We start from the raw sequence: 23,008 nt of genomic DNA on the forward strand, positions 1-23,008 counted from the left end.
CGCCGACGGAGCGCGCCGCTGGTGCGGACCAGCGTGCGCCCGCTCGCGACCGGGGCGCGGGGCGCCCGCGCGGGCGCTCCCCGGTCCCGGGTCGGAAGGCCGTGCGGGTTGCCGGTTTTCGGCCACGCCGCGACAGCGGCCGAGCGCACCCGATGTGCGGCCGGCCGCCGTCGCGGACCGGGGCGGGAGGACTCAGGAGCGTGCCGGAGCCGTGGCGGGGCGCCGGAGCGACCGGTCGTGATGCTGTGCGCGCGGGCGATGGAACGCCGTGGCCAAGGGAGGCGCATTCCGTCCCGGCGGGCCCGAAGAGGCGCCTACCCGCGCGTCGACGGGAAGCGGGGGCCGGTCGCGTCGGAGCCGTACCAGTCCAGGCACAGCACGGTGGCGTCGTCCGGCAGGCGGTCCCGGCAGGCCGTGCGCACCGAGCCGACCAGGGCGGCGACCGTCTCGCGTGGGTGGAGACGCCGGGTGTCGTGGATGAGGGCCGGCAGGTCCACCCCGGCTGCCGCACGGTCCTGCATACCGTCGGTCAGCATGATCAGCCGGTCACCGGGCCGCAGGTCCAGCCCCTGCACCCGGTACGGTCTGGGGGACGGTACCCCGAAGGGCAGGTTGGCCACCAGGGTGAGTTCCTCCACCCGGCCGCCCCGCAGCCGGAACGGCCGGGGGTGGCCGGCGTTCACCAGCCGCACCGTGCCGTTGTCGAGGCCGATGCGGAGCAACTGCCCGGTGGCGATGCCGCAGTCGTGCTCCACCAGCGCCCGGTGCGCCCGGTCGGCCTGCTCCACGATGTCGCAGCCCGCCCGTCGGGCGCCCCTCAGCGCCCCGACCAGCAGGGTGGCCAGCAGGGCCGACTTGGTGTCGTGGCCCATCGCGTCGGTTATCGACAGGTGCAGCGTGTCCCGGTCCAGCGCGTAGTCGTAGGTGTCCCCGCCGATGTCGTCGGCCGGCACCAGCCCGCCGGCCACGGAGAACTGCGTCGCCTCGCAACAGGACGCCGACGGGAGCAGGTTGTGCTGGATCTCCGCGGCCAGGCTGGTGGGCGTCGTCCGGCGCCCGCAGTGGTACAGGTCGGTGAACCGCCGGTCGGTGACGATGATGTACGCCAGCGCCCGCGCCGCCTCGCGCACCTGCCGCAGCACGCTCTCGTCCGTGTCGGGCAGCGTCATCTCCAGTACGCCGATGCAGTCGCCCCTGTTGGTGACGGGCGCGACGACCCGCCGGGCGCCGTCGTCCCCCGGCTCCACGTGCAGGCGCTGGGTCAGCAGGACCTTCTCGTACACACTGCCGCGCAGGCCGATGCGGGTGATGCCCTCCGCCTCGGCCTCCACGCCGTCGGCGATGGCCAGCCGCACCAGCGTCTCCCCGACCAGGTCCGCGAACAGGAACGAGACGCACACCGCGTGGAAGCGCTTCTGCAGATGACGGGCGACCACGTCGACGGAGTCCACCGGGGACGCGCTCGCCGCCTCGGCCAGCACGTCCCCCAGTCTCAACGCTTCACCGTCCACAGCAGCCTCCCTTCGCTGCCGCTACTTCTTCCCTCCGGCGTCCCGTTCTCACCCGCCGGTCGACGGGCCGCGAGGGCCCCCGGCCAACGGCTCCGAGGGTGCGTCCGCTCCGTATGCCGTGGGCGGGCCCGTCGCGGCCGGCGCCCGCCCCACGGCCGGAGCGCTTCCCGTCAGCCCTCCGGCAGACGCACGCACTCGATCAGATAGTCACCCGTGGCGGGGTCGACGGTGACCCCGTGGGCCTCACTGTGGAAGCCGGGGAAGGCCCGGTCGAACGCCTCCAGCGCGCCCAGGTAGCGCAGCAGCGGACCCTCCGGCGCACCGGTGGACTCCCCGGGCATCAGGACCGGGATGCCCGGCGGGGTGACCGTGACCATCGCGGCGGCGACCCGCCCGGACGCCTCGCTCAGCCGCAGCCGTTCCGTACCGCCCCGGATCAGCTGCTGGTAGCAGCGCTGGGGCGGCGCGACCGGCTCGGGCAGCTGCTGGAAGGCGGTGTCCAGCGCGGTGATCAGCTGGGCGCCGGTGAGGTGCTCGTGCATGTCCTGGCACAGCTGGCGCAGCGTCGTGCCGGCGTACCGGCGGGGATACTGCTCGACCAGGTCGGGCAGCACCCGGTCGAGCGGGGTGTCCGTGTCGTAGAGGGCCTTGAAGTCCATCAGGGCGTCCATGAGCGTGCCCCACTTGCCCTTGGTGATGCCCATGGAGAACAACACCAGCGTGGTGTAGCTGTCCGTCTTCTCCACCACGATGCCCCGGGTGGCCAGGTACGCCGTCAGAACGCGGGCCGGGATGCCCCACGCCGAGGTCTCCCCGGTCGCGGTCACGCCCGGACAGGTCAGCGTCACCTTGATCGGGTCGAGCATGCAGTAACCCTCGCTCAGGTCCCGGAAGCCGTGCCAGCGCGCACCGGGCTCCAGGTGCCAGCAGCGCGGTTCGTCGCGCAGCAGCGCCGCCGGGGCGTCGGCGAACGGGACGCTCTCGCCGGTGGCCGGATCGGTCACGGTCTCGGGCTGCCACACCCCGAAGAACCACCCGGGCCGGTCCCCGGCCCCGGCGATGCGCCGCGCCGTGCGCACGACCGCCTGCCGGAAGCGGATGGCCTCGGTCACCGCCTCGTCGATCAGCCACTGACCCTGCGGGCCGTCCATCATGGCGGTCGCCACGTCGAGCGAGGCGATCGCCGGGTACAGGGGGGAGGTGGTGCCGTGCATCATGAACGTCTCGTTGAACCGCTCGTGCGCGACGGGGGCCCGGGGTGCCGACTTCACGTGGACCATCGCCGTCTGCGACAGGGCGGCCAGCAGTTTGTGGGTGGACTGCGTGGAGAAGACGGTGGGCCGCTCGGGCCCGGCGAAGGTGTCCGGGCCCACGGCCATCCCGTAGCGCCCCGCGTACAGGGGGTGGAAGCGGGCGTAGGCGAACCACGCCTCGTCGAAGTGCAGGCGGGGCGTGCTCGGGGCGAGGGCGCGGGCGGTGGCGACGGTGTCGTAGCACAGCCCGTCGTACGTCGAGTTGGTCAGCACCGCGTACTGTGCCTCGCGCGAGACCGCCCCGGCGGTCAGCGGGTTGGCGCCGATCCGGCCGGCGACCGCCCCGGCGTCGGTCTCCGTCGGCGGCAGCGGCCCGGCCAGGCCGTAACCGTTGCGGGTCGGCACCAGGTACACCGGGCGCGCCCCGGAGATCACCAGGCCGTGCAGGACGGACTTGTGACAATTGCGGTCCACCAGGGCGATCTCGTCGGCGGTGACGCTGTAGTGCCCCACCATCCGGTCGGCGGTGGAGTCGCCGTGCAGGACGAAATAGGTGCGGTCCGCGCCGAACACACGGGCCGCGTTGCGTTCCGCCTCGCCGATCGGGCCGTTGTGCTCGAAGAGCGAACCCAGCTCCCCGACCGAGATCGACAGGTCGCTGCGGAACAGCCGCTCGCCGAAGTAGTCGAAGAAGGCCCGCCCCGTGGCCGACTTCAGGAACGCGACACCACCCGAGTGCGCGGGCGTGTGCCACGAGTACTGGTGCGCGTCGTCGAACCGGCGCAGCGCCTTGAAGAACGGCGGCAGGATGTCCTGGTGGTACGCGCGGGCGGCGGTGACGACCCGGCCGGCGATGAAGGCGGCGGTGTCCTCCAGGGGCCAGATGTACCCGACCACCGCCTCGGACACCCACAGTGGCAGCCGCTCCAGGTCCTGGTCGGCATCCTCCGCCATCAGCAGGAAGACCGGCAGGTTCTTGAACCGCCGTCCGATCCGGCGCAGGACCTCGGCCCCACCGCCCTCCTCCCCGGAGGGGGCGGTACCGTCACCGCCCGGCAGGTCCCAGGCGACGACGGCCGCCGCGAGGCCCGACTCGGTGCGGAGGGTCGCACACGCCTCCCGCACGCTCGCGGCCCACCGCGGCTCCAGCCCCTCGTTCTCCAGCTCCTTGCCGATGCGGCGGAGCTGCTCCGTGCCGACACCACCGCCCAGGGGGTTCTCCCGCAGTGCCAGCAGCACTGTGCCGTTCGCCATGCTCCGTCCGCCTTCCGCGATAGGGGGCCCATCGGCCTCGCGGCACAGTCTCGTGGTCGCGGGCGGCGGAACGTGGATCTTCGCCGGGAGCTTCACCCGCAGGGGGCATCGCACCGCCGACCGGCCCGCGGGGGCCCGGCCGGGCCCTCAGTCCCCGGGGCCGGCCGCCGGCGGGAAGCGCACGATCAGCAGGGCCCGGTCGTCGGGCAGGTCCGAATCGGGCTGCTGGTGCAGGAGCAGGTCGCACGTGCCGCGGGCGTCCAGGCCGGCGGTCCCGGCCGCCGTCCGGGCGAGGCGGTCCAGCCCTACGTCGAGGCTCTCGCCCCGGCGTTCGATGAGGCCGTCGGTGTAAAGGACGAGCGTGGCACCGGCCGGGACGGTCAGCTCCTCCTGCGGATAGCGGGTGAACGGCACCGGCCCGAGCGGGGGAGCGAGCGCCGCCTCCAGGTATTCGGTGGTGCCGTCGCCGCGCACCAGCAGGGGCGGCGGGTGTCCCGCGCGGGTGTAGCGCAGGGTCCGGGTGCTCCGGTGGAAGGTGGCGTAGCAGGCGGTGGCCATCAGCCCTTCGTGGTACGTCCCCAGGAAGTCGTTGAGCTCCGCCATCACCGTCGGCAGGTGGTCGCTGTGCCGGCGGGAGATGCTGCGGAGCACGGTGTTGATCTGGGCCATGGCCGTGGCCTGCGCGATGCCGTGGCCGGCGACGTCACCGATGGTGAAGCCGACGGTGTCCTCGTCCAGCAGGTGGACGTCGTACCAGTCGCCGCCCACGTCCACCATGTGCGTGCCGGGGGCGTAACCGCTGGCGATGTCCAGGCCCGGTACCTCGGGCAGGCGCGGCAGCAGACTCCGCTGGAGCCGTACGGCCAGGCCGTGTTCGTGCTCGAACAGACCGGCACGGCGGACGGCCTGGGCGATCTGCTGGGCGATGGCGGTGGTGTGGTCGGGGTCCGGTTCGGTGCCGGGCGCGTAGCGCACCACCAGGCTGCCCAGGACCACGCCCTCCGCCTCCAGCGGCACACGCCGGGCGGCCTCCGGCAGCGGGGCCGCCGGGGAGGCGCCGTGCAGCAGGTCCAGGTCGGTCCAGGACGCGGTCGTGACGGGGAGCGTGTCGGTGGGGGAGAGCGAGGGCACGACCCGGCGGGGGTGCAGTTCCAGGGTGACGCCCATCGCGTCCAGGGCCTGCGGCGCGCTCTTGTGGACCGCCTCGCACACGTCGGTGAGGTCCGCGCTCGCCGCCAGCGCGGCCGTGAGCCGGTACAGGCGCTGCATCCGGGCACGGGCCTCGGTCTCGGCGCGCAGCAGTTTGTCCCGCTGCTCGGCGATCGCCCGACGGTAGGCCATCTGCTGGTTCATCAGGCTGACCCGCTGGCTCAGCGCCACGAAACGGTCGCTCACGTCCAGGCGGTTCAGGTGGAGCTGGACGGCCGGCTCGGGTCCCCGCCACCAGGCGGCCCGGGCGCCGTGGCACCGCAGCCGCACCGGCCGGCCCTCCCCGTCGCGCACGGTCATCACACCGGGGAGGGGCGATCCGCTGCGCAGCCACTGCTTCAGCCGCACGGCCACCTCGTCGGCATCGAGCACCAGGTCGAGCAGGTCCGCGCCGGGGACGAGGGTGTCCACCGTCCGGCGCGTCGCCGGGTTGACGGCCAGGAGCCTGCCGGAAGCGGTGCAGACCACGACGGCGTAGGGCAGGAGTTTCGCCATGGCGCGGAACGCCGCCAGCTCCATCTCACTCCCCTGATGGGGCGGATGGGGCGGTGACGGCCCGGGTGCCGTCGCCGGCGTCCGCATCGGCGTCGGCGTCCGTGACGGCGCCGCCCGGCGCGTGTTCGTCGCCGAAGTACTCGCGGCCCGGCTCGTCCTCCACGTCGAGGTCGGGGGTGAGGTGCACGACGACCCGGCAGCCGGAGCTGCCGCGGGCGATGGTCTCCTCCAGCTCGACGCGGGCGTAGCCGAGGTTCTGGGCGGCGATGGTGCCGAAGACGTTCGACGTCATCATGCACATCGAGTCGCGGCCCAGGACCTTCTCGGCGAACGGGCAGCTGCGGCTGCCCAGGACGATCCGCTCGTCGTCCTGGGAGATCAGGTAGAAGTCGCCGTTGATGCGCTGCTTCAGATCGACCAGGACGTCCGCGACCTGCTCCCGGTCGAGGCGCGGCAGGCCGAGGGCCGCGGTGTAGGACTCGTTGAGCTGCGAGCCGACCGACTGGCCGACCAGGCTGATGTAGCCGGACGCCTCCTCCAGCCCGACCACGGACTCCAGCGAGGTCGCCAGTTCCCGGATGAGGCCGCGCATGAACACGTCACGGTCCAGGGGTACGTCGGCTTCCCTCGCCGGCTTCACGGCCGCTCCCTTCCCCGTGGTGGAGCACCGAGCGGTCAGCCGGCGCCTGGGACGACGGCGGAGCGCGACGCCCCACCGGTCCCCTTCCGAGCATAGGGCTCCGCGCCCCGGGTGCTGAACCCTTGGTTCGGCACCCCTCGTTTCGGGGAAGGGACCAGCGTTACGGCACCTTCCGGCGGCCGCGCGTCAGCCGCGTGCCCCGAACACCTGGGTCCACCACGGTCCGCCGGGCCCCTCGTGGGCCCCGAGGCCGATCTCCTTGAACGAGCAGTTGAGGATGTTGGCGCGGTGGCCCGGACTGTTCATCCAGGAGTCCATGACGGCTGCGGCGCTCTGCTGCCCCCGGGCTATGTTCTCGCCGTACGTCGACCACTGGTAGCCCGCGGCGGTGATCCTGTCGCCCGGGCCCTTGCCGTCGGGGCTGGTGTGGTCGAAGTAGTCGCGGGCGGCCATGTCCTCCGAGTGGCGCAGCGCCGCCGTGTCCAGCGTGCCGTTCTGGCTCACCGGACCGCACCCGTTGCGCGCCCGCTCCTCGTTGACCAGCGCGGTCACCTGCTGGGCGAACGAGCCGGCCGGCGCCTGGGGCCGCTCCGGAAGGGGGGTGGAACGTTTCCGCGTCGGGGCCGGCTCCGGCGGCGGCTTCGGCTTCGCACGGGTGGGCGTCGGCGTCGGCGACGCCTTCCTCGTCGCCGGGGCGGAGGGCGTGGGGCTCGCGGAGGCGGACGGTGACGCGGAGGCGGACGGGGTCGTGGCCGGCCGGGTGGGCACGGGCGAGGACGCGAGCGGCGCGCGGGAGGGCTCGGCGGCGGTCCGGGTACGGACCTTCCCGGCGCCCTCGTCCGGCGTCAGCAACCGGAGTGTGGCCACACCGCCGCCGGCCACCAACAGCGCCGCCGCGGCGGCCGCCACCCGGCGCTGCCTGCGGCGCCGGGCGTGCCGCTCCCGCCGGCGACCCGCTCCGGGCCCGCCGGCCGTGTGCGCGCCCGGCCGGGAGCGGCCGGCCCTGGAACCGCCACTTCCGGCACCGCCCGCCCTGTGCCCGTCCACCGCCGGTCCGTACCCGTCGACCGCCGGTCCGGCCACCGCCGGTCCGTCCGTGCCGGAGGCTCCGGCGAGGGCGAACCCGTCGCCGGCGGCGGGCGCCCATCCCGCCCCCGCTCCGAGGAGCGCGGCGCCCACCGGTACGAGGCCCAGGCCCACCAGCAGGCCCTCGGCCGGGACCAGACCGGCACCGTGGCCCGAGCAGACCGTGCACTCGCGCGCGTGCCGGGCGATCCGCTTGCGCCACAGCGCCGACGGCAGACCGTCCCACCCGGCCAGCACATCGTCCAGCAACACGCAGCGGGGGACCGCCGAGAGCGCCCGGACGACGATCCGCGCGGTCTCCAACTGCGCCTTCACCCGCTGCACCCGCACGGCGGTGTGCTGGGTCGTGAGCTGGAGGGCCTCGGCCACCTCGGCCCGGCTGAGTTCGCCGGCGGCCTCCAGCCACCACAGCGACAACAGGTCCCGGTCGCCGTCGTCCAGCCACCGGGTGGCCTCGGCGACCTCCCGCCGCTGGCCGGAGAGGCTCAGCCGCAGGATCGTGAGGTCCACGAAGTCGGCGCCCGGATCGGCCAGGTCGGCCCCGTCGGACGGGGCGCCGGCGAGCGCCGGGTCGAACCGGTGGTCGCGTATCCGGTTCATGGTGATCGCCACCAGCCAGGAGCGGAACCGGTGCGGGTCCCGCAGCGAGCCGAGGCCGGCGAGCGCCCGGATCATCGTCTCCTGGACGACGTCGTCCACGTCCGCGTGCCCGCTCAGGGCGCGCCCGACGATGTTGTAGACCAGCGGCAGGTACGCCGAGACCAGCTGGTCCTGCGCCCGCTGGTCCCCGGCCCGCGCCGCCTCGACCAGCCGTACCTCGTCTGTCTGGCTCACCTTTCGGCTCCTTTCTCCCCCGGGCGGCGGTCCGCCCGGCACCTGGGAGACCGGCCGGCGGGCCGGCGATAACGAAAACAGCGGGGAACGAGGAGAACCCCGGCAACCGGTGTCCCGCCGGTTCCCTCCGGTCCCGCCGGCCCCGCCACCGGGCCGCCCCCTGTTTCCCGTTCCCCTCCCGGGGCAACGGGGGGAGGGGAGGTGCCGAGGTGAGCGTACGCGGCAAGGCAAGGGGCAAGAACGGCAGAACGGTGGTCGAGGTCGCGGGGCGGTGGGGCTTCGCCGCGCGGGGTGTGATCTTCCTGCTGGTGGGGTTCCTCGCCCTGCGGATCGCCTTCGGTGACCGCGGCGAGCAGGCGGACAAGGGCGGTGCCCTCACGGAGGTCGCCGCGCGACCGATGGGTTCCGTGCTCCTGTGGCTGCTGGGCGTCGGTCTCGTGGGGATGGCGCTGTGGCAGCTCACCGAGGCCCTGTGGGGGCAGAAGACCACGAAGCGGGTGCTGTCGGCCGGCCGGACCGTCTTCTACGCCGTCATGGCCTGGTCGGTCCTGGTCTTCGCCTCGGGTGACCACAGCCGCGGCGGCGGGGAGAGCGACCGTCAGTCCCACGACATGACGGCACGGGCGCTGGAACTGCCCGCCGGGCAGTGGCTGGTGGCGGCGGCCGGTGCCGCCATCGCGATCACCGGCGTCGTCGGTGCCGTGCAGGCGGTCCGCCGCAGCTACCGCAAGCACCTGCGGCTGGGAGAGATGCGCCCGCAGGTCCGCACCGCCGTGGACGTGGCGGGCGTGGCCGGGGGAGTGGCCCGCGGGCTGGTCTTCATGGTCGCGGGCGGGTTCGCGCTCCGGGCGGCGATCACCTACCGGCCGAGTGAGGCGAAGGGCCTCGACGACACGATCCGCTCCTTCGCCGACACCCCGGCCGGTCCGTGGCTGCTCGTCGTGGTGGCGCTGGGTCTCGCGCTGTACGGACTCTTCTCCTTCGCCATGGCGGTGTGGCGCCGGGTGTGATCCCGGGCCGGAACGCCGCCGGCCGTCGCGCGTCCCACCCCTGGAGGGACGCGCGACGGCCCGGCCGTGGACCGGCGGTGCCTAGAAGGTCAGGTTCCAGGCGTTGATCCGGCCGGTGTCCTGGGTCGCGATGTCACGGACCCGGAGTTTCCAGGTCCCGTTGGCGACCTCGGCGGAGGCGTCGACCGTGTAGGTCTTGCCGACGTTGTCCGTACCGTCGTTGTCGGCGAAGTCCTCCAGCGGGTACACCGTGCCGTCGGGCGCGACCAGGGAGACGACGAGGTCACCGCGGTAGGTGTGCACGATGTCGACGCCCACCTTCAAAGTGGCCGGCGCGTTGCCGGTGACGCCCGAGACGGTGAGCGGGCTCTCGACGGTCGCGTTGTCCGCGATGGCGACGTCCGTGGTGTTCTCGAAGTACGAGCCCGTGGGAGGCGTCGTCGCGCCGACGGCCTTGAGGGCGTCGGTCTGGCCCTCGCCGAAGAAGCCGTTCTTGGTGGTGGTGCCCGTGCAGCGGCTGTCCGAGGGGCAGGCCACGTCCACGGCCTGGACGCCGAGCCGGGACCGGATGTCGGCCGGGGTGGCGGCCGGGTCGGCGCTCGCCAGCAGCGCGGCGACACCGGCGACGTGCGGCGACGCCATCGACGTGCCGTTCATGTTGCCGTACTTGCCGCCCGGCAGGGTGGAGTAGACGCCGGACGTGCCGTCGCCGCCCGGTGCGGCGATGTCGATGACGCCGTTGCCGAAGTTGGAGTACGACGCCTTGACGTTGCCCTTGCCCATCGCGGCGACGGTCACCACGCCGGGCAGCTCGGTCGGGATGTCCAGGCAGGCGTTGGTGATGGTGCGCCGGACGGGCGTGGAGTCGTTGGGGCTCTCCGTGTCGACCGTCTTGTTCGCCAGGTCCAGGTTGGAGTTGCCCGCCGCGGCGATCTGGAGCGAGCCGCGCCGCTCGGCGTACTCCTGGGCCCGCCGGACGCCCTCGATGATGGCGGCCTGGTCGGCGTTGTCCGGGCAGTTGAACTGCCAGGGGTCGGTGTAGTAGCTGTTGTTGGTGACCTTGAAGCCGTGGTCACCGGCCCACATGAACCCGCAGACGGTGTTCTCCGCGAAGAACAGGCTGGTGCCCGGTTCGGCGATACGGACCGAGGAGATCTTCACCCCGGGGGCCACCCCGACGACGCCCTTGCCGTTCTTGGCGGCGGCGATCGTGCCGGCGACGTGCGTGCCGTGCGTACCGACGTCGCGCCACGCGCCGGCGCGGGTGTCGGCCTTGCCGTAGGCGCAGGAGACGGAGTCCGCGGCGTTGAAGTTCGGGGCGATGTCCTGGTGCCTGTCGTCCACGCCGGTGTCGAGCACGCCGACCTTGACCGCGGCGGAGCCGGTGTTCACGGCCCAGGCCTGGTCGGCCTTGATCTGGGTCATGTCCCAGCGCGTCAGGCTCTCGGCGAGCGTGGTCGTCGACTGGGTCGGGTTCGCCGGAAGCGCCGGGTTGTACGCGTCGGCCGGGACGTCCGAGGTGCGCGTCGCGCCCACCTGCTGGACGCCGGGCACGCCGCGCATGGCGGTGGTGAAGCCGGCCGAGGCGGAGTGGGCGACGATCACGCCGATGGCGTCGTAGGACGCGAACACCGACCCGCCGTTGTTCGCCACGGCCGTCCGCACGGCGGAGGTGTCGCCGGGCGCGGTGATCACGAGGTGGGCGCGGGTGCCCGCGGTCCACGCGGTGGCGGACGCGGGAGCGGCGACCGGGGCGGCGGCGGGAGCCGCGGCCGTGGCCTGCGGCGTGGGACCGACGGCCGTGGCCGGGGCTGCGGCGGCGAGCGTGGTGCCGATGACGGCCGCGGCGACCGTCATCGACTTGGCCGCGAGCCGGCTGGATATGTGACGTATCAAGGCGTCCTCCGAGTCCCGGCACGCTGGTCGGGCCGCCGGGCCGAATGAGTAGGGGGTGAACGCAAGATGTCAGACGCCCGAATGGCTGAGAAGGAGGGGAAACCCTTGCTGCCCCCCGCCACCGGGCACAAGGGTTCGCCCACGGGGCCGCGGGGCGCCCGGATCACCCGGGTTCACCCTGTTGCGTCACCGGCCCCAGGCTTCCTCGGCCATCGGCGGCCGGCGCCCCACCGGTGACCCGCCCCCCGCCGCCCCACGCCCGGCGCCCCACGACCGGCCCCGCGCACGGGAGTTGGGCGGTGGCCGTCGTCCGCGCCGGTCCGGCGGCCGGGGCGCCGCCGCCGGGCGGGGGCGCGCACCGTACAGTGCCCCGTGGGCGCGGCACGAGCATCGGGAGAGCGAGTGACCGCGGTGAGTCTTGAGCACAGGACCGTGCCCGCCGACACCGGCGAAGTGACCCTGCTGATCGCCCGGCAGGTCGAGCCGGGGCACGAGGCGGCGTTCGAGCGGTGGGCGCGGGGCATTCTCGCCGACGCGGCACGGTTCCCCGGGCACCTGGGCCACGGCCTGTTCCGGCCGTCCGCCGAGGGCGCCCCCTGGTTCCTGGTGCACCGCTTCCAGGACGCGGCGGCGTGCCGCGAGTGGCAGGAGTCCCCGGAGCGGGCGGCCTGGTTCGCCAACTGCGAGGGTCACCACCACACCGAGGTGGCGCGGCGGGAGCTCACGGGCATGGAGACCTGGTTCGCCAAGCCGGGCGCGGTGACGCCGGCGCCCCCGCGGTGGAAGATGGCGATCAGCGCCACCCTGGCGATCTACCCGATCTCCCTGCTCGGCAGCTACTTCCTGGTCCCGCGCCTGGCGGGGCTGCACCCGGTCGTCGGCAGCGCGGTGATCGCCTGCGTGTTCAACGTCCTCATGACCTACGCGGCGATGCCGGCCGTCAGCCGCCTGCTGCGCGGGTGGCTCCGCCGGTAGCGCGGCACCCGTGCCGTTGCGGCGGGGCGGTCATCCGCGAGGATGGGCGAAGAAAGGGGTAAATCATGACATCTCGTCTCAACCCGTACATCAGCTTCGACGGTGACGCGCGCCAGGCCCTGGAGTTCTACCAGCAGGTCTTCGGCGGCGAACTCAGCCTCAACACCTATGGCGACTTCGGTACCGACGACCAGGGCCGGGCCGGGAAGATCATGCACGGCATGCTGGAGACAGACCGCGGCTTCACCCTGATGGGGGCCGACCAGCCGCCGGGCTCCGAGCACCGGCCCGGCAACAACATGGCCGTCAGCCTGAGCGGCGACAGCGCGGACGCGCCGGTCCTGCGCGGCTACTGGGAGAAGCTCTCCGACAGCGGCGCCGTCTCCGTCCCCCTGGAGACGCAGGTGTGGGGCGACGAGTTCGGGATGTGCGTGGACCGCTTCGGCATCACGTGGATGGTGAACATCGGACAGCCACAGGGCTGAGCCGCCGGGCCGCCGGGGCCGACCGACCGGGCCGGTGCGGTACGGCCCGGCGGTGTGCTCCGCCGCGCACCGGGTACGAGCGCGGCATGAGGCAGTCGGTCGAGGACGTTCACACCATGGTCCAGGAGGACACCACGGTCCGCGAGGACATCGACACCGCGCGGGACGAGGCGGCCCTCGGTCTGTCGGAGGCGCGCCACGGCGTCGTGGCGCTGGCGGCCGGCGGGGCGTGCGGTCTGCTGGCCCTGCTGTCGGCGCACTCGACGCTGGTGCGGGGGCTGGAACGGGTGTGGACGCCCGAGAAGGTCACGGGTGCGCTCACCGTCGTCTACGCGTCGGGCGCCTCCGTCCTCGTCCACTACGGATCGAAGCGCATGCGGGTGGCCCGCGCGGCGTCCCGTGAGGCGCTGCACTCCTCCGTGGACGTCGTCCGCCACGTGGTGGACGAGCTGAAGGACGCCTGACCACCCCAGCGCCCGCCCCACCACTCCGGGGCCCCGCCCGGGCCGCCGTGACCGCCCCCTTCCGGCTTGACCGGCCCGCACCCGGAAGCGCGCGGGTTCGTCTGTGCCCGCAGAGGACGCGGCAGCTGTCGGAGCCACAGGAATCAGCGGCGTACGGCGCCGGCCGCTGTCCACGGCGTGATGAGCGCGGCGGCCACGGAGACGGTGGCCAGGAGGAAGAACAGCGGTCCGTAGCCGCCGAGGGGGACGGCCAGGGCGGCCCCGGCGAACGGCGCGAGTGCCGCCGCTGTGTGGGCGGGCGCGGCCAGGAGGCCGGAGAGGCGGCCGTAGTGGGTGGTGCCCCAGCGGTCGGTGACGGCGGTGGCCTGGAGGAGGGTGAGGTTGCCACGTACCATTCCGGCCGCGACCGACACGGCGATGAGCAGGCCGTAGGGCCCGGGGACGGCGGCGAAGGCGGCGGTGGTCAGTGCGCCGAGCGCGATGAGGATCGTGGTGCGGGCGGTGGCGGTGGTGCGGCGGGCGAGGGCGGCGTACAGGGTGCGGCCGAGGGTCTGTCCGGCGCCGCCGATGCCGAGGGCCCAGGCGGCCTGACTGGTGGTGTACCCGCGTTCCAGCAGGAGCGGGACGAGGGCGACGACGACGGCGTACATCGCGAAGCCCGAGAGGGTGAAGGCGGCGGCGAGCAGGAGGAAGGGTCGGCTGCGCCCCACCTCGGCGGCGCCCTCGGGCGTGCGGGCCGGGCTGGTCGGGGCGTCGGGCCAGGGTGCGCGCAGTGCCAGGGCGTGGGCGGGGATGGTGACGGCGGCGAGGACGGCGGCGAGCACGAGGTAGGTGTGGCGCCAGGACAGGTGGTCGGCGAGGGCCGCGGTCAGGGGCGCGAAGACCGTGGAGGCGAGCCCGCCGGCGAGGGTGACGATGGTCAGGGCGCGCACGTGGTCGGGGGCCCACCAGCGAGTGAGGGCGGCGAACGCGGGTTGGTAGAAGGTGGCGGCCATCGCGAGCCCGGCCGACGCCCAACCGAGGAAGAACACCGGGATGTTCGGGGCTGTGGCCACGATCAGGATGCTGACCACGCCGAGTACGGAACCGACGGTCATGACGGTGCGGGGGCCGCTTCGGTCGAGGACGCGTCCGACGCGGATCCCGGCGAGGGCGGAGACGGCGAGAGCGAGGGAGAACGCCGCGGTGGTCGCCCCGGCCGACCACCCGGTCGCGGCGGTGATCCCCGGGTTGAGGACGGGGAATGCGTAGTAGACGATGCCCCAGCTCACGATCTGTGTGGCGCAGAGGGCGGGCAGGGCGGCGCGGGGCCGCGACCGGTCCCCTGTTCCGGTCGCGGCCCCGCCGCCTCGGGTGCCGAGGTCGGTCACGGGGCGCAGCAGCCGCCCGCCGGGGCCTGCTCGGCAGCCGCCCCGACCGCGGCGGGGGCGCCGGGCCGGACGAGCCGCGGTGCGGGCGCGCAGCAGCCGCCACCGTCAGCCTCCGGAGCCTCAGGCGCGTCGAACAGGCCCGCGCCGCCGCAGACTCCGGTCTCGGGGAGGGTGAGTTCCACGCGGTCGGCGGACTCGAGGTCGCCGGCGATCGCGGCGGCGACGGAGCGCACTTGCTCGTACCCGGTCATCGCGAGGAAGGTCGGGGCGCGGCCGTAGGACTTCATGCCGACCAGGTACACGCCCTGCTCGGGGTGGGAGAGCTCGCGGTGGCCGTGCGGGTAGACGGTGCCGCAGGAGTGCTGGTTGGGGTCGATCAGCGGCGCGAGCCCGACCGGGGCCTGGAGGCGCTCGTCGAGGGTTAGGCGCAGTTCGTCGAGGAAGGACAGGTCGGGTCGGAAGCCGGTCAGGACGATCACCTCGTCGACCGGGTCCAGGCGGCGGCCGTCCTCACCGAGCAGGACCGGGCGACCGTCGGCGTCGCGCTCGATCGCCTCGGTGCGGAAGCCGGTGACCGCGTCTGCGTGGCCCTCGTCGACGGCGGCTTTGGCCGCCAGACCCAGGGCGCCGCGCGCCGGGAGCTGGTCGGCTTCGCCGCCGCCGAAGGTGGAGCCGGAGAGGCCGCGGCGCAAGATCCACACCCCCTTCGTCCCGGTGCCGCCGCCGGACTCGGCGAGGTCGGCGAGGTGGGCGAGGGCGGTGAAGGCGGAGGCGCCGGAGCCGATCACGGCGGTGCGCTTGCCCGCGTACCGGGCGCGGACGGCGGGGTCCTTCAGGTCCGGGACGCGGTAGGTGATCCGGTCCGCGGCGGCCTTCTCGCCGAGGGCCGGGAGGCCGCTGCCGCCGGCCGGGCCGGGCGTGCCCCAGGTGCCGGAGGCGTCGACGACCGCGCGGGCGAAGAGGCGCTTCTCACGGCCATCGGCGTAAGCGACGTGCACGACGAACGGCTGCTGCTCGCGGTCGGCGTCCACGATCCGGTCCCGGCCCGCCCGGGAGACACCGGTGACGGTGGCGCCGGTGCGGACGCGGTCGCCGAGGACGTCGGCGAGCGGTTGCAGGTAGAGGTCGGCCCAGTCGCCGCCGGAGGGGTAGGTGGCCGGGTCGGGGCGTGTCCAGCCGGTGGGGGCGAGGAGCTTTTCGGCGGCGGGGTCGACGACCTCGCCCCAGGTGGAGAACAGGCGTACGTGCGACCACTCGCGCACCGCGGCGCCGGCTGTGGGCCCGGCCTCCAGGACCAGGGGCTCGATGCCCTGGTCGAGCAGGTGGGCGGCGGCGGCCAGACCGGCGGGGCCGGCCCCGATCACGACGACGGGCAGCTCGGTGGTGGCGGGCGCGTTCACGGCGACTCCTTGCGTGTTTCGACATTTGTCGATGGCTTGCGCGGCCCAGCATGACACCTGTATTGATGAGCGTCAACATAGACAGTCATCGAAATCAGGGGGATCGCTCATGGAGCACATCGACGTCGCCGTGATCGGCGGCGGCCAGTCCGGCCTCGCCACCGCCCACGCGCTGCTGAGGCGCGGGCTGCGGCCGGTGGTGCTGGAGGCGTCCGATCGTGCGGTCGGGTCGTGGCCGCGCTACTACGACAGCCTCACGCTGTTCTCGGCCGTCCGGTACAGCTCCCTGCCCGGGATGCCGTTTCCCGGTGCCGACCGTGACCGCTACCCGCACCGGGACGAGGTCGTCGACTACCTCGCCGCCTACGCCGACCGCCTGGACGCGGAGATCCGGACGGGCTGTCGCGTCAGCGCGGTCCGCCGCACCGGCGACGTCTTCGCGGTGGAGCTGGAGGGCGGTGGTCGGCTGTCCGCGCGGGCCGTCGTGGCGGCCTCCGGGACGTTCGGCCGACCGCACCGGCCGGCGCTGCCGGGCCTGGGGGAGTTCACCGGGCAGGTGCTGCACGCCGCCGACTACCGCGGCCCGGCCCCCTTCGCCGGCCGCCGGGTGGTCGTGGTCGGGGCCGGGAACTCCGCCGTGCAGATCGCCGCCGAGCTCGCCGGGACGGCACGGGTCACGCTCGCCACCCGTGGGCCGGTGAGGTTCGCGGCCCGGCGCGTCCTCGGCCGCGATCTGCACTTCTGGACGGTCCGTACCGGCCTGGACATCGCACCCCTCGGCCGGTTCCTGTCGCGCCCGCCGGCGCAGCCGGTCATCGACGACGGCCGCTACCGGGCCGCCCTGGCCGCGGGCCGACCCGACCGGCGGCCGCTGTTCACCGCCGCCGACGGGGCCGAGCTCGTCTGGCCGGACGGGCGGCGGGAGGAGGCCGACGCGATCGTTCTCGCCACCGGCTACCGCCCCGACCTTCCCTACCTCGCCGGCCTCGACGGCGCTCTCGACGACGACGGGTACTCCCGGCACCGCGAGGGCCTCGCCACCCGTGTACCGGGCCTGGCGTTCGTCGGGCTGGAATGGCAGCGCGGTCTCTCGTCGAACTCGCTGCGCGGCGTCGGCCGGGACGCGGAACGGATCGCCCGGCGCCTGGCTGCCCGCCTCGCGTGCCGGTGACGGACACGCTGGTTCGACGTGTGTCAACATAGACGCATGTCGAATGCGAAGGTGCTGCCGCTGCTCGAACCCGCCGACGGCCAGGGTGTGGCGCCGTGCTGTCCGCCGCTGACCGAGCGCCCGATGACCGCCGAGGAGGCCGAGACGGCCGCGCGCATGTTCAAGGCCCTCGGTGACCCGGTCCGGCTGCGGCTGTTCTCCGCCGTGGCCTCGCACGAGGGCGGGGAGGCGTGCGTCTGCGACATCTCCGACGTCGGCGTCTCCCAGCCCACCGTCTCCCACCACCTGAAGAAGCTCAAGGAGGCGGGCCTCCTCACCTCCGAGCGGCGCGGCACCTGGGTCTACTACCGGGTCGAGCCGTCGGTGCTCGCCGCGATGGGCAAGCTGCTGAGCCTGCCGGCCGCGGCCTGACGATCGAGCGGACGGGCGGAGGGGGAGCCGGTGAACGGGGCGCTGGGCGCCACGTTGGTGCCGCTGGCGGTGGAGCGTGCCGAGCAGGTGCCGGCGATCCACCCGGCGGGCGTCGACAAGGCAACGCGACCTTCGAGACCGGCCCGCCGTCGTGGGAGGCGTTCGAGGCCGCGGAGCCGGCCTCGGGAGTCGGCCCGGCACCTGATGCGCTACGGGAGGCAGAGCATGCCGGAGCCGGGAGCGGTCAGGGGCGCACCGGCTCGTGCTCGGGCAGCCGAGCCCGCAGTGCGGCGGCGAAGTCCTCGGCGCGGGCGAGCTGGACACGCAGCTTCTCCACCTGCTCCGCCGCGCTCTGCTCGTACTCGCGCACGCGCTGAAGGAGCACCTCGCGCTCGTCCGGGCCCAGGTCGTCCCCGGCGTCGAGGTGGTCGGTGGCGTCCAGCAGGTCGCGCATCTGATCCAGCGTGAAGCCGAGCGGCTTCATCCGCCGGATGACCATGAGTCGGGCCACGTCGTTGTCGGTGTAGAGCCGGAACCCGCCCTGGGACCGGGCGGAGGGGACGACGAGGCCGGTCTCCTCGTAGTGCCGGATGGTGCGCAGGGACAGCTCGGTGCGCGCGGCGACCTCGCCGATCTGCATGTGCTTGCCGTCCACGTCCCTGCTCCTGGCCTTCTCACGGCGGTGCCTCCTGAGCGGGCCCGCCGATGTCTACTGTAACGTTAGGGTAGAGTTGAGAAGGTCAGGGCGGCCCGACTCCCGCTACTGCCGTCCGGGGCCGATGCCGCCCCCGGCGAAGATCCGATACTTGCGGGAGAGACGCGTGCGCGAGCCCGAGAAGCCCGGCGCCGCCGCCTGCCCGCCGTGACGCTTCGCTCCTGGTGAGCCCTGGCGCCCTCGCGCCCGGCCACTCCGTCCCGTCCGCATCCGGCTCCGCGCTGACGGGGCCGTCCCGCGGGGTGCCGGCCCGGCGCCTCCGCGTCCTCCCGCACATCCCCGGCCTGCCATGGGGGTGCGCCCGAGCACGACAGGTTCCTGAACTCTTGTCCTCCGCCACCGCCGTGTCCCCAGCCTCGCGCCTGCGCGGCCTGAAGCCCGACTGGCTGAACAACCCGAAGGTCTGGCGCACCGAGGTCCTCGCGGGCCTGGTCGTCGCCCTGGCGCTGATCCCCGAGGCGATCTCCTTCTCGATCATCGCCGGGGTGGACCCGGCGGTCGGCCTGTTCGCCTCCGTGACCATGGCCGTGGTCATCTCGATCGTCGGCGGCCGCAGGGCGATGATCTCCGCCGCGACCGGCGCCGTCGCTCTGGTCATCGCCCCGCTCAACCGCGAGCACGGCCTGAGCCACCTGGTCGCCGCGGTCATCCTCGCCGGCGTCTTCCAGATCGTCCTGGGCGCGCTCGGGGTGGCGAAGCTGATGCGGTTCATCCCCCGCTCGGTGATGGTCGGCTTCGTCAACGCCCTCGCCATCCTGATCTTCATGGCCCAGGTGCCGGAGATGACCGACGTGCCGTGGGCGGTGTATCCGCTGATCATCGGCGGGCTGGCGCTGATGGTGTTCTTCCCGAAGGTCACCACCGTGATCCCGGCGCCGCTGGTCTCCATCGTCGTCCTGACCGTCATCACCGTCGGCGCGGCCATCGCGGTGCCGACCGTCGGGGACAAGGGCGCGCTTCCCTCCTCGCTGCCGGTGCCCGGCCTTCCCGACGTGCCGTTCACGATGGACACGCTGGCGACGATCGCCCCCTACGCGTTCGCCATGGCGCTCGTCGGTCTCATGGAGTCGCTGATGACCGCGAAGCTGGTCGACGACATCACCGACACCCACTCCGACAAGACCCGCGAGTCCATCGGCCAGGGCATCGCCAACGTCGTCACCGGCTTCTTCGGCGGCATGGGCGGCTGTGCCATGATCGGCCAGACGATGATCAACGTGAGGGTCTCCGGCGCCCGTACCCGCGTCTCGACCTTCCTGGCCGGCGCGTTCCTGATGGTGCTCTGCATCGCCTTCGGCCCCATCGTCTCCGAGATCCCCATGGCCGCGCTGGTCGCCGTCATGATCATGGTGTCCTTCGCGACCTTCGACTGGCACTCCGTCGCCCCCAAGACTCTGAAGCGGATGCCCGCAGGCGAGATCGCCGTCATGGTGATCACCGTCGCGTGTGTGGTGGCCACCCACAACCTCGCCGTCGGCGTCGTGGTCGGCACCATCACCGCCATGGTCATCTTCGCCAAGCGCGTCGCGCACCTCGCCCAGGTCACGCCCGTGGGCGACCCGGACGGCAGCACGGTGGTCTACCGGGTCACCGGCGAGCTGTTCTTCGCCTCCTCCAACGACCTCGTCGGCCAGTTCGACTACGCGGGCGACCCTAGGAAGGTCGTGATCGACCTCTCCGCAGCGCACGTCTGGGACGCCTCCTCCGTCGCGGCTCTGGACGCGATCGAGACGAAGTACGCCCAGCGGGGCAAGAGCGTCGAGATCACCGGCCTGAACGACCCCAGCGCCCAGTTGCACGGCAGGCTCAGCGGCGAGCTCGCGGCCGGCCACTGACGCGACCGAGAACCGTGTCGGGTCGGTGCCCCGAGGGTGGGCACCGACCCGACGGTCGTTTCGAGCGGCGGCTGGCTGCGCAGAGGCTGTGCGATCTCGCCGGCAGCGTCCCGGGCCGGGCGGCCGACGCCGGTCAAGAAGGCCGACGCCGGGCCGGGGAGGAGTGTTCCGCAGGGGAGAGGAGGCGCAGCGGGTCCCACAGGTGCTGCCAGGCCCCGCCCGGCGCCGGAGCGGCGTCCAGGATGATGAAGTCGAGGCCGCGCCGGCGCAGGCGGTGGCCGGCGGCGAGCCCGGCTTGGCCGCCGCCGGCCACCACGTCCGTCTGCTGCGTCACGGAGCGGTCGTCACCGCGTCGGCGGCGAACTTCCTGCGCCGGGCGAGCGCGACGTGGACCAGGCCGATCAGGACCGGCACTTCGATGAGCGGGCCGACGACCCCGGACAGAGCCTGGCCGCTCGTGACGCCGAAGGTCGCGATGGCGACCGCGATGGCCAGCTCGAAGTTGTTGCCCGCCGCGGTGAAGGCGAGGGTCGTGGTGCGGTCGTAGGCCAGGCCCAAGCCCTTGCCGAGCATGAACGTGCCGAAGAACATGACCGCGAAGTACACCAGCAGCGGCAGCGCGATCCGGGCGACGTCCAGCGGCTGCGAGGTGATCGTCCTCCCCTGCAGGGCAAAGAGAACGACGATCGTGAACAGCAGCCCGTACAGCGCCCACGGGCCGATCTTCGGCAGGAACTTCGCCTCGTAGTCGGTACGGCCGAGCTTCCGCTCGCCGATGCGGCGGGTGAGGAAGCCGGCCAGTAGCGGGACGCCGAGGAAGACGACCACGTTCAGGGCGATCTCCCACACCGGGATGTCCAGGTGCTCGCCGTCACCGAGGCCCAGCCAGCCGGGCAGCAGATCGAGGTAGAACCAGCCCAGCAGGCCGAAGGCGATGACCTGGAAGACGGAGTTCAGTGCCACGAGGACGGCTGCGGCCTCGCGGTCGCCGCAGGCCAGGTCGTTCCAGATGATGACCATGGCGATGCAGCGGGCCAGACCGACGATGATCAGGCCGGTGCGGTACTCGGGCAGATCCGGCAGGAAGATCCACGCCAGCGCGAACATCACCGCGGGGCCGACGATCCAGTTGATCACCAAGGAGGAGATCATCAGCTTGCGGTCGCCGGTGACAGCGTCGAGCCTGTCGTAGCGGACCTTCGCGAGGACCGGGTACATCATGATCAGCAGGCCGAGCGCGATCGGCAGGGAGATCCCGCCGATCTCCACCTTCGCCAGCGCGTCATTCAGGCCCGGGATCACCCGTCCGAGCCCGAGGCCGACGGCCATGGCGATGAGGATCCACACGGCGAGGTAGCGGTCCAGCGTGGAGAGCTTGGCGACGACGGATGCTTCCCGACTCGTCGCGGGCACTTCGGTGCGGGTCACGGGCAGGCCCTCTTGTTGTCGGCGGCGGTACGGGCCTGTTCGGCCAGGTCGGCGAATTGCCCGGCGAGAGAGGCGATGACGTCGGGGCGCAGCTTGTAGTAGGTGAAGCGTCCGCACGGCTCGGTCTCGACGACCCCGGCCTCGCGCAGGACTCTCAGGTGGTTGGAGAGGTTGGTCTGCTTGGCGCCGGTCTCCTCCACCAGGTGGGTGGTGCACAGCGTCTCGCGGGCGAGCAGGGTCACGATCTGGAGCCTGAGCGGGTCGGCCAGCACCCGGATCAGATCAGTGTCGACTGACGTCATCATGGGCTGATATTGTCACATCACCCGGTGCTGATGCCAGCCGGGGCTGACCCATGGCCCGTCGGAGAAGTTTCTTCATGTCCGCCGCTCCCACCTCCGTCCTGCCCGATGAGCGCCTGGCCCCCGGCGCCGCACGGCTCACCACCCGGCACGCCGGCCGCTTCTCGGCCGAGACCGGCCCGTAGCCGATCCCGACGGCGCCCCGATCGCAGTCGTCCGCCGGCTCCGCGACGGCATCGACCGCCGCGTCACCGACCTCCTCTCCGGCCCGCCGAGCACCTGAAACCCTCGCACTGCTCGCCACACACCTCGTGAAGGAAGAACACATGTCCTCCGCCCCGCTCGCCTCCGTGCTGTTCGTGTGCGTCCACAACGCCGGCCGCTCGCAGATGGCCGCCGGATTCCTCCAGCACCTCGCGGGCGACCGCCTCGAGGTCCGCTCCGCCGGCTCCATCCCCGGCGACCGGGTCAACCCCGCGGCCGTCGAGGCGATGGCCGAGGTCGGCATCGACATCTCCGCCGCCAGGCCGAAGATCCTCACCACCGAGGCCGTCCAGGCGTCCGACTACGTCATCACCATGGGCTGCGGCGACGCCTGCCCGGTCTTCCCCGGCAAGAAGTACCTCGACTGGGCCCTGGAGGACCCGGCCGGCAAGGGCGTCGACGCCGTCCGCCCGATCCGCGACGAGATCAAGACCCGCATCGAGGCCCTCATCACCGAGATCGACGCCGAACAGGAGGCGTGACACCGGTGACGCAGCCCGACCAGGCGCGCGAGGTCATCACATGGTCCCCGCCCCGGTTCCGGTTCCCGCACCGGGGGTGCGCGGTGGACGACGGGTCGTTCCGCTGCGACGGAAGGCCGCCCTCCGACCAGGTGTCGCACCGGTCGGGAGGGAGGCGTTCCCTTGCGGACGGCACGTCGGCCCGGACGTCGGATGTGCGTCCGCCCGGGCGCCGGGGTCAGGACGGGTCGCGGTACCGGAGGCCGCTTCCGTCGGTGCCGACGTGGACGCGCCGTAGGTGTCTCGGTCGCCGGTGATGAAGCCGACACCGCCGTGTCCCCCTGCCACGCGTGGGTGAAAACCCGCTCGAAGCCCATGCGCCGACGTCCCCCGAAGCGGTCGTGTGACCATTCGTCCGGAAGCCTGGGCGCTCCCACTGACAATCGTCTCGACACGGTCCCCGGGAAGCGTGAAGCGGTCCGCGCCGACGCGTCAGCCCCGGCGCGGCGGGTACGCGCGAGGCATGACACGACAACACC

At 73.2% G+C, this 23,008-nt stretch carries 18 protein-coding genes and 2 pseudogenes; 8 read left to right on the forward strand and 12 right to left on the reverse strand.

The window, feature by feature from the left end; all coding sequences use genetic code 11:
* Positions 1 to 314 precede the first annotated feature (314 nt).
* From IE109_RS19410 to IE109_RS19430, 5 genes are all read right to left on the reverse strand, one after another.
* The gene (locus IE109_RS19410; RefSeq protein WP_189552199.1) at positions 315 to 1,511 is read right to left on the reverse strand and encodes a PP2C family protein-serine/threonine phosphatase; all 1,197 of its coding nucleotides are present in this window, start codon (positions 1,509 to 1,511) and stop codon (positions 315 to 317) included.
* A gap of 170 nt (positions 1,512 to 1,681) precedes the next feature.
* The gene (locus tag IE109_RS19415; protein WP_189552200.1) at positions 1,682 to 4,018 is read right to left on the reverse strand and encodes an Orn/Lys/Arg family decarboxylase; all 2,337 of its coding nucleotides are present in this window, start codon (positions 4,016 to 4,018) and stop codon (positions 1,682 to 1,684) included.
* A gap of 147 nt (positions 4,019 to 4,165) precedes the next feature.
* On the reverse strand, positions 4,166 to 5,746 hold the full coding sequence (locus tag IE109_RS19420) for a PP2C family protein-serine/threonine phosphatase (RefSeq protein ID WP_189552201.1): 1,581 nt from the start codon (positions 5,744 to 5,746) through the stop codon (positions 4,166 to 4,168).
* 1 nt (position 5,747) lies between these two features.
* Positions 5,748 to 6,362, reverse strand: a complete 615-nt coding sequence (locus tag IE109_RS19425) for a methanogen output domain 1-containing protein (protein WP_229891257.1) — start codon at positions 6,360 to 6,362, stop codon at positions 5,748 to 5,750.
* A gap of 186 nt (positions 6,363 to 6,548) precedes the next feature.
* On the reverse strand, positions 6,549 to 8,282 hold the full coding sequence (locus tag IE109_RS19430; RefSeq protein WP_189552202.1) for a sigma-70 family RNA polymerase sigma factor: 1,734 nt from the start codon (positions 8,280 to 8,282) through the stop codon (positions 6,549 to 6,551).
* 209 nt (positions 8,283 to 8,491) lie between these two features.
* Between IE109_RS19430 and IE109_RS19435 the strand changes: the two genes are divergently transcribed.
* Positions 8,492 to 9,292, forward strand: coding sequence for a DUF1206 domain-containing protein (locus IE109_RS19435; RefSeq protein ID WP_189552203.1), 801 nt, complete (start codon positions 8,492 to 8,494; stop codon positions 9,290 to 9,292).
* 81 nt (positions 9,293 to 9,373) lie between these two features.
* Here IE109_RS19435 and IE109_RS19440 read toward each other — a convergent pair whose 3' ends face one another.
* On the reverse strand, positions 9,374 to 11,149 hold the full coding sequence (locus tag IE109_RS19440) for a S8 family peptidase (protein ID WP_189552385.1): 1,776 nt from the start codon (positions 11,147 to 11,149) through the stop codon (positions 9,374 to 9,376).
* A gap of 450 nt (positions 11,150 to 11,599) precedes the next feature.
* Here IE109_RS19440 and IE109_RS19445 point away from each other — a divergent pair, with 450 nt between their 5' ends.
* The 3 genes from IE109_RS19445 (at position 11,600) to IE109_RS19455 (ending at position 13,112) form a co-directional block, all read left to right on the forward strand.
* On the forward strand, positions 11,600 to 12,163 hold the full coding sequence (locus IE109_RS19445) for an antibiotic biosynthesis monooxygenase (RefSeq protein WP_229891259.1): 564 nt from the start codon (positions 11,600 to 11,602) through the stop codon (positions 12,161 to 12,163).
* A 65-nt stretch (positions 12,164 to 12,228) separates the two neighbouring features.
* Positions 12,229 to 12,648 carry a VOC family protein gene (locus tag IE109_RS19450; protein WP_189552205.1) on the forward strand — a complete coding sequence of 140 codons (420 nt, stop codon included), beginning with the start codon at positions 12,229 to 12,231 and terminating at the stop codon, positions 12,646 to 12,648.
* Positions 12,649 to 12,734: 86 nt separating this feature from the next.
* Entirely contained in the window at positions 12,735 to 13,112 is a 378-nt protein-coding gene (locus tag IE109_RS19455; protein WP_189552206.1) for a phage holin family protein, read from the forward strand.
* A 143-nt stretch (positions 13,113 to 13,255) separates the two neighbouring features.
* Here IE109_RS19455 and IE109_RS19460 read toward each other — a convergent pair.
* Together IE109_RS19460 and IE109_RS19465 are read right to left on the reverse strand one after the other, a co-directional pair.
* A pseudogene (locus tag IE109_RS19460) lies at positions 13,256 to 14,338 on the reverse strand (MFS transporter); the annotation flags it as partial.
* 140 nt (positions 14,339 to 14,478) lie between these two features.
* Complete coding sequence (locus tag IE109_RS19465) at positions 14,479 to 15,882, reverse strand: NAD(P)-binding domain-containing protein (protein ID WP_189552208.1); 1,404 nt, start codon at positions 15,880 to 15,882, stop codon at positions 14,479 to 14,481.
* 109 nt (positions 15,883 to 15,991) lie between these two features.
* Between IE109_RS19465 and IE109_RS19470 the strand changes: the two genes are divergently transcribed.
* Together IE109_RS19470 and IE109_RS19475 are read left to right on the forward strand one after the other, a co-directional pair.
* The gene (locus tag IE109_RS19470; protein ID WP_189552209.1) at positions 15,992 to 17,053 is read left to right on the forward strand and encodes a flavin-containing monooxygenase; all 1,062 of its coding nucleotides are present in this window, start codon (positions 15,992 to 15,994) and stop codon (positions 17,051 to 17,053) included.
* 36 nt (positions 17,054 to 17,089) lie between these two features.
* Positions 17,090 to 17,464 (forward strand): ArsR/SmtB family transcription factor, encoded by a 375-nt coding sequence (locus IE109_RS19475; RefSeq protein ID WP_189552210.1) that lies wholly within the window; start codon positions 17,090 to 17,092, stop codon positions 17,462 to 17,464.
* Between the two features lie 244 nt (positions 17,465 to 17,708).
* Here IE109_RS19475 and IE109_RS19480 read toward each other — a convergent pair whose 3' ends face one another.
* Positions 17,709 to 18,119 (reverse strand): MerR family transcriptional regulator, encoded by a 411-nt coding sequence (locus IE109_RS19480; RefSeq protein ID WP_189552211.1) that lies wholly within the window; start codon positions 18,117 to 18,119, stop codon positions 17,709 to 17,711.
* Between the two features lie 404 nt (positions 18,120 to 18,523).
* On the opposite strand from IE109_RS19480, the gene IE109_RS19485 reads away from it, so the two are divergent.
* The gene (locus tag IE109_RS19485; RefSeq protein ID WP_189552212.1) at positions 18,524 to 20,014 is read left to right on the forward strand and encodes a SulP family inorganic anion transporter; all 1,491 of its coding nucleotides are present in this window, start codon (positions 18,524 to 18,526) and stop codon (positions 20,012 to 20,014) included.
* Between the two features lie 136 nt (positions 20,015 to 20,150).
* Here the strand turns inward: IE109_RS19485 and IE109_RS19490 are convergent.
* The 3 genes and pseudogenes from IE109_RS19490 to IE109_RS19500 all read right to left on the reverse strand — a co-directional run.
* Positions 20,151 to 20,348 (reverse strand): annotated as a pseudogene (locus IE109_RS19490) (NAD(P)-binding protein); the annotation flags it as partial.
* Positions 20,345 to 21,442: an ACR3 family arsenite efflux transporter gene (gene arsB / locus IE109_RS19495; protein ID WP_189552214.1), complete on the reverse strand. Its 1,098-nt coding sequence runs from the start codon at positions 21,440 to 21,442 to the stop codon at positions 20,345 to 20,347. The pseudogene IE109_RS19490 and the gene arsB, both read right to left, overlap by 4 nt.
* Positions 21,439 to 21,747, reverse strand: a complete 309-nt coding sequence (locus IE109_RS19500) for an ArsR/SmtB family transcription factor (RefSeq protein ID WP_189552215.1) — start codon at positions 21,745 to 21,747, stop codon at positions 21,439 to 21,441. Before IE109_RS19500 ends, arsB begins: the two co-directional genes overlap by 4 nt.
* Before the next feature lie 323 nt (positions 21,748 to 22,070).
* Between IE109_RS19500 and IE109_RS19505 the strand changes: the two genes are divergently transcribed.
* Complete coding sequence (locus tag IE109_RS19505) at positions 22,071 to 22,490, forward strand: arsenate reductase ArsC (RefSeq protein WP_189552216.1); 420 nt, start codon at positions 22,071 to 22,073, stop codon at positions 22,488 to 22,490.
* Positions 22,491 to 23,008 lie beyond the last annotated feature (518 nt).

Source organism: Streptomyces lavendofoliae (genome assembly GCF_014649735.1).
GTDB lineage: Bacteria > Actinomycetota > Actinomycetes > Streptomycetales > Streptomycetaceae > Streptomyces > Streptomyces lavendofoliae.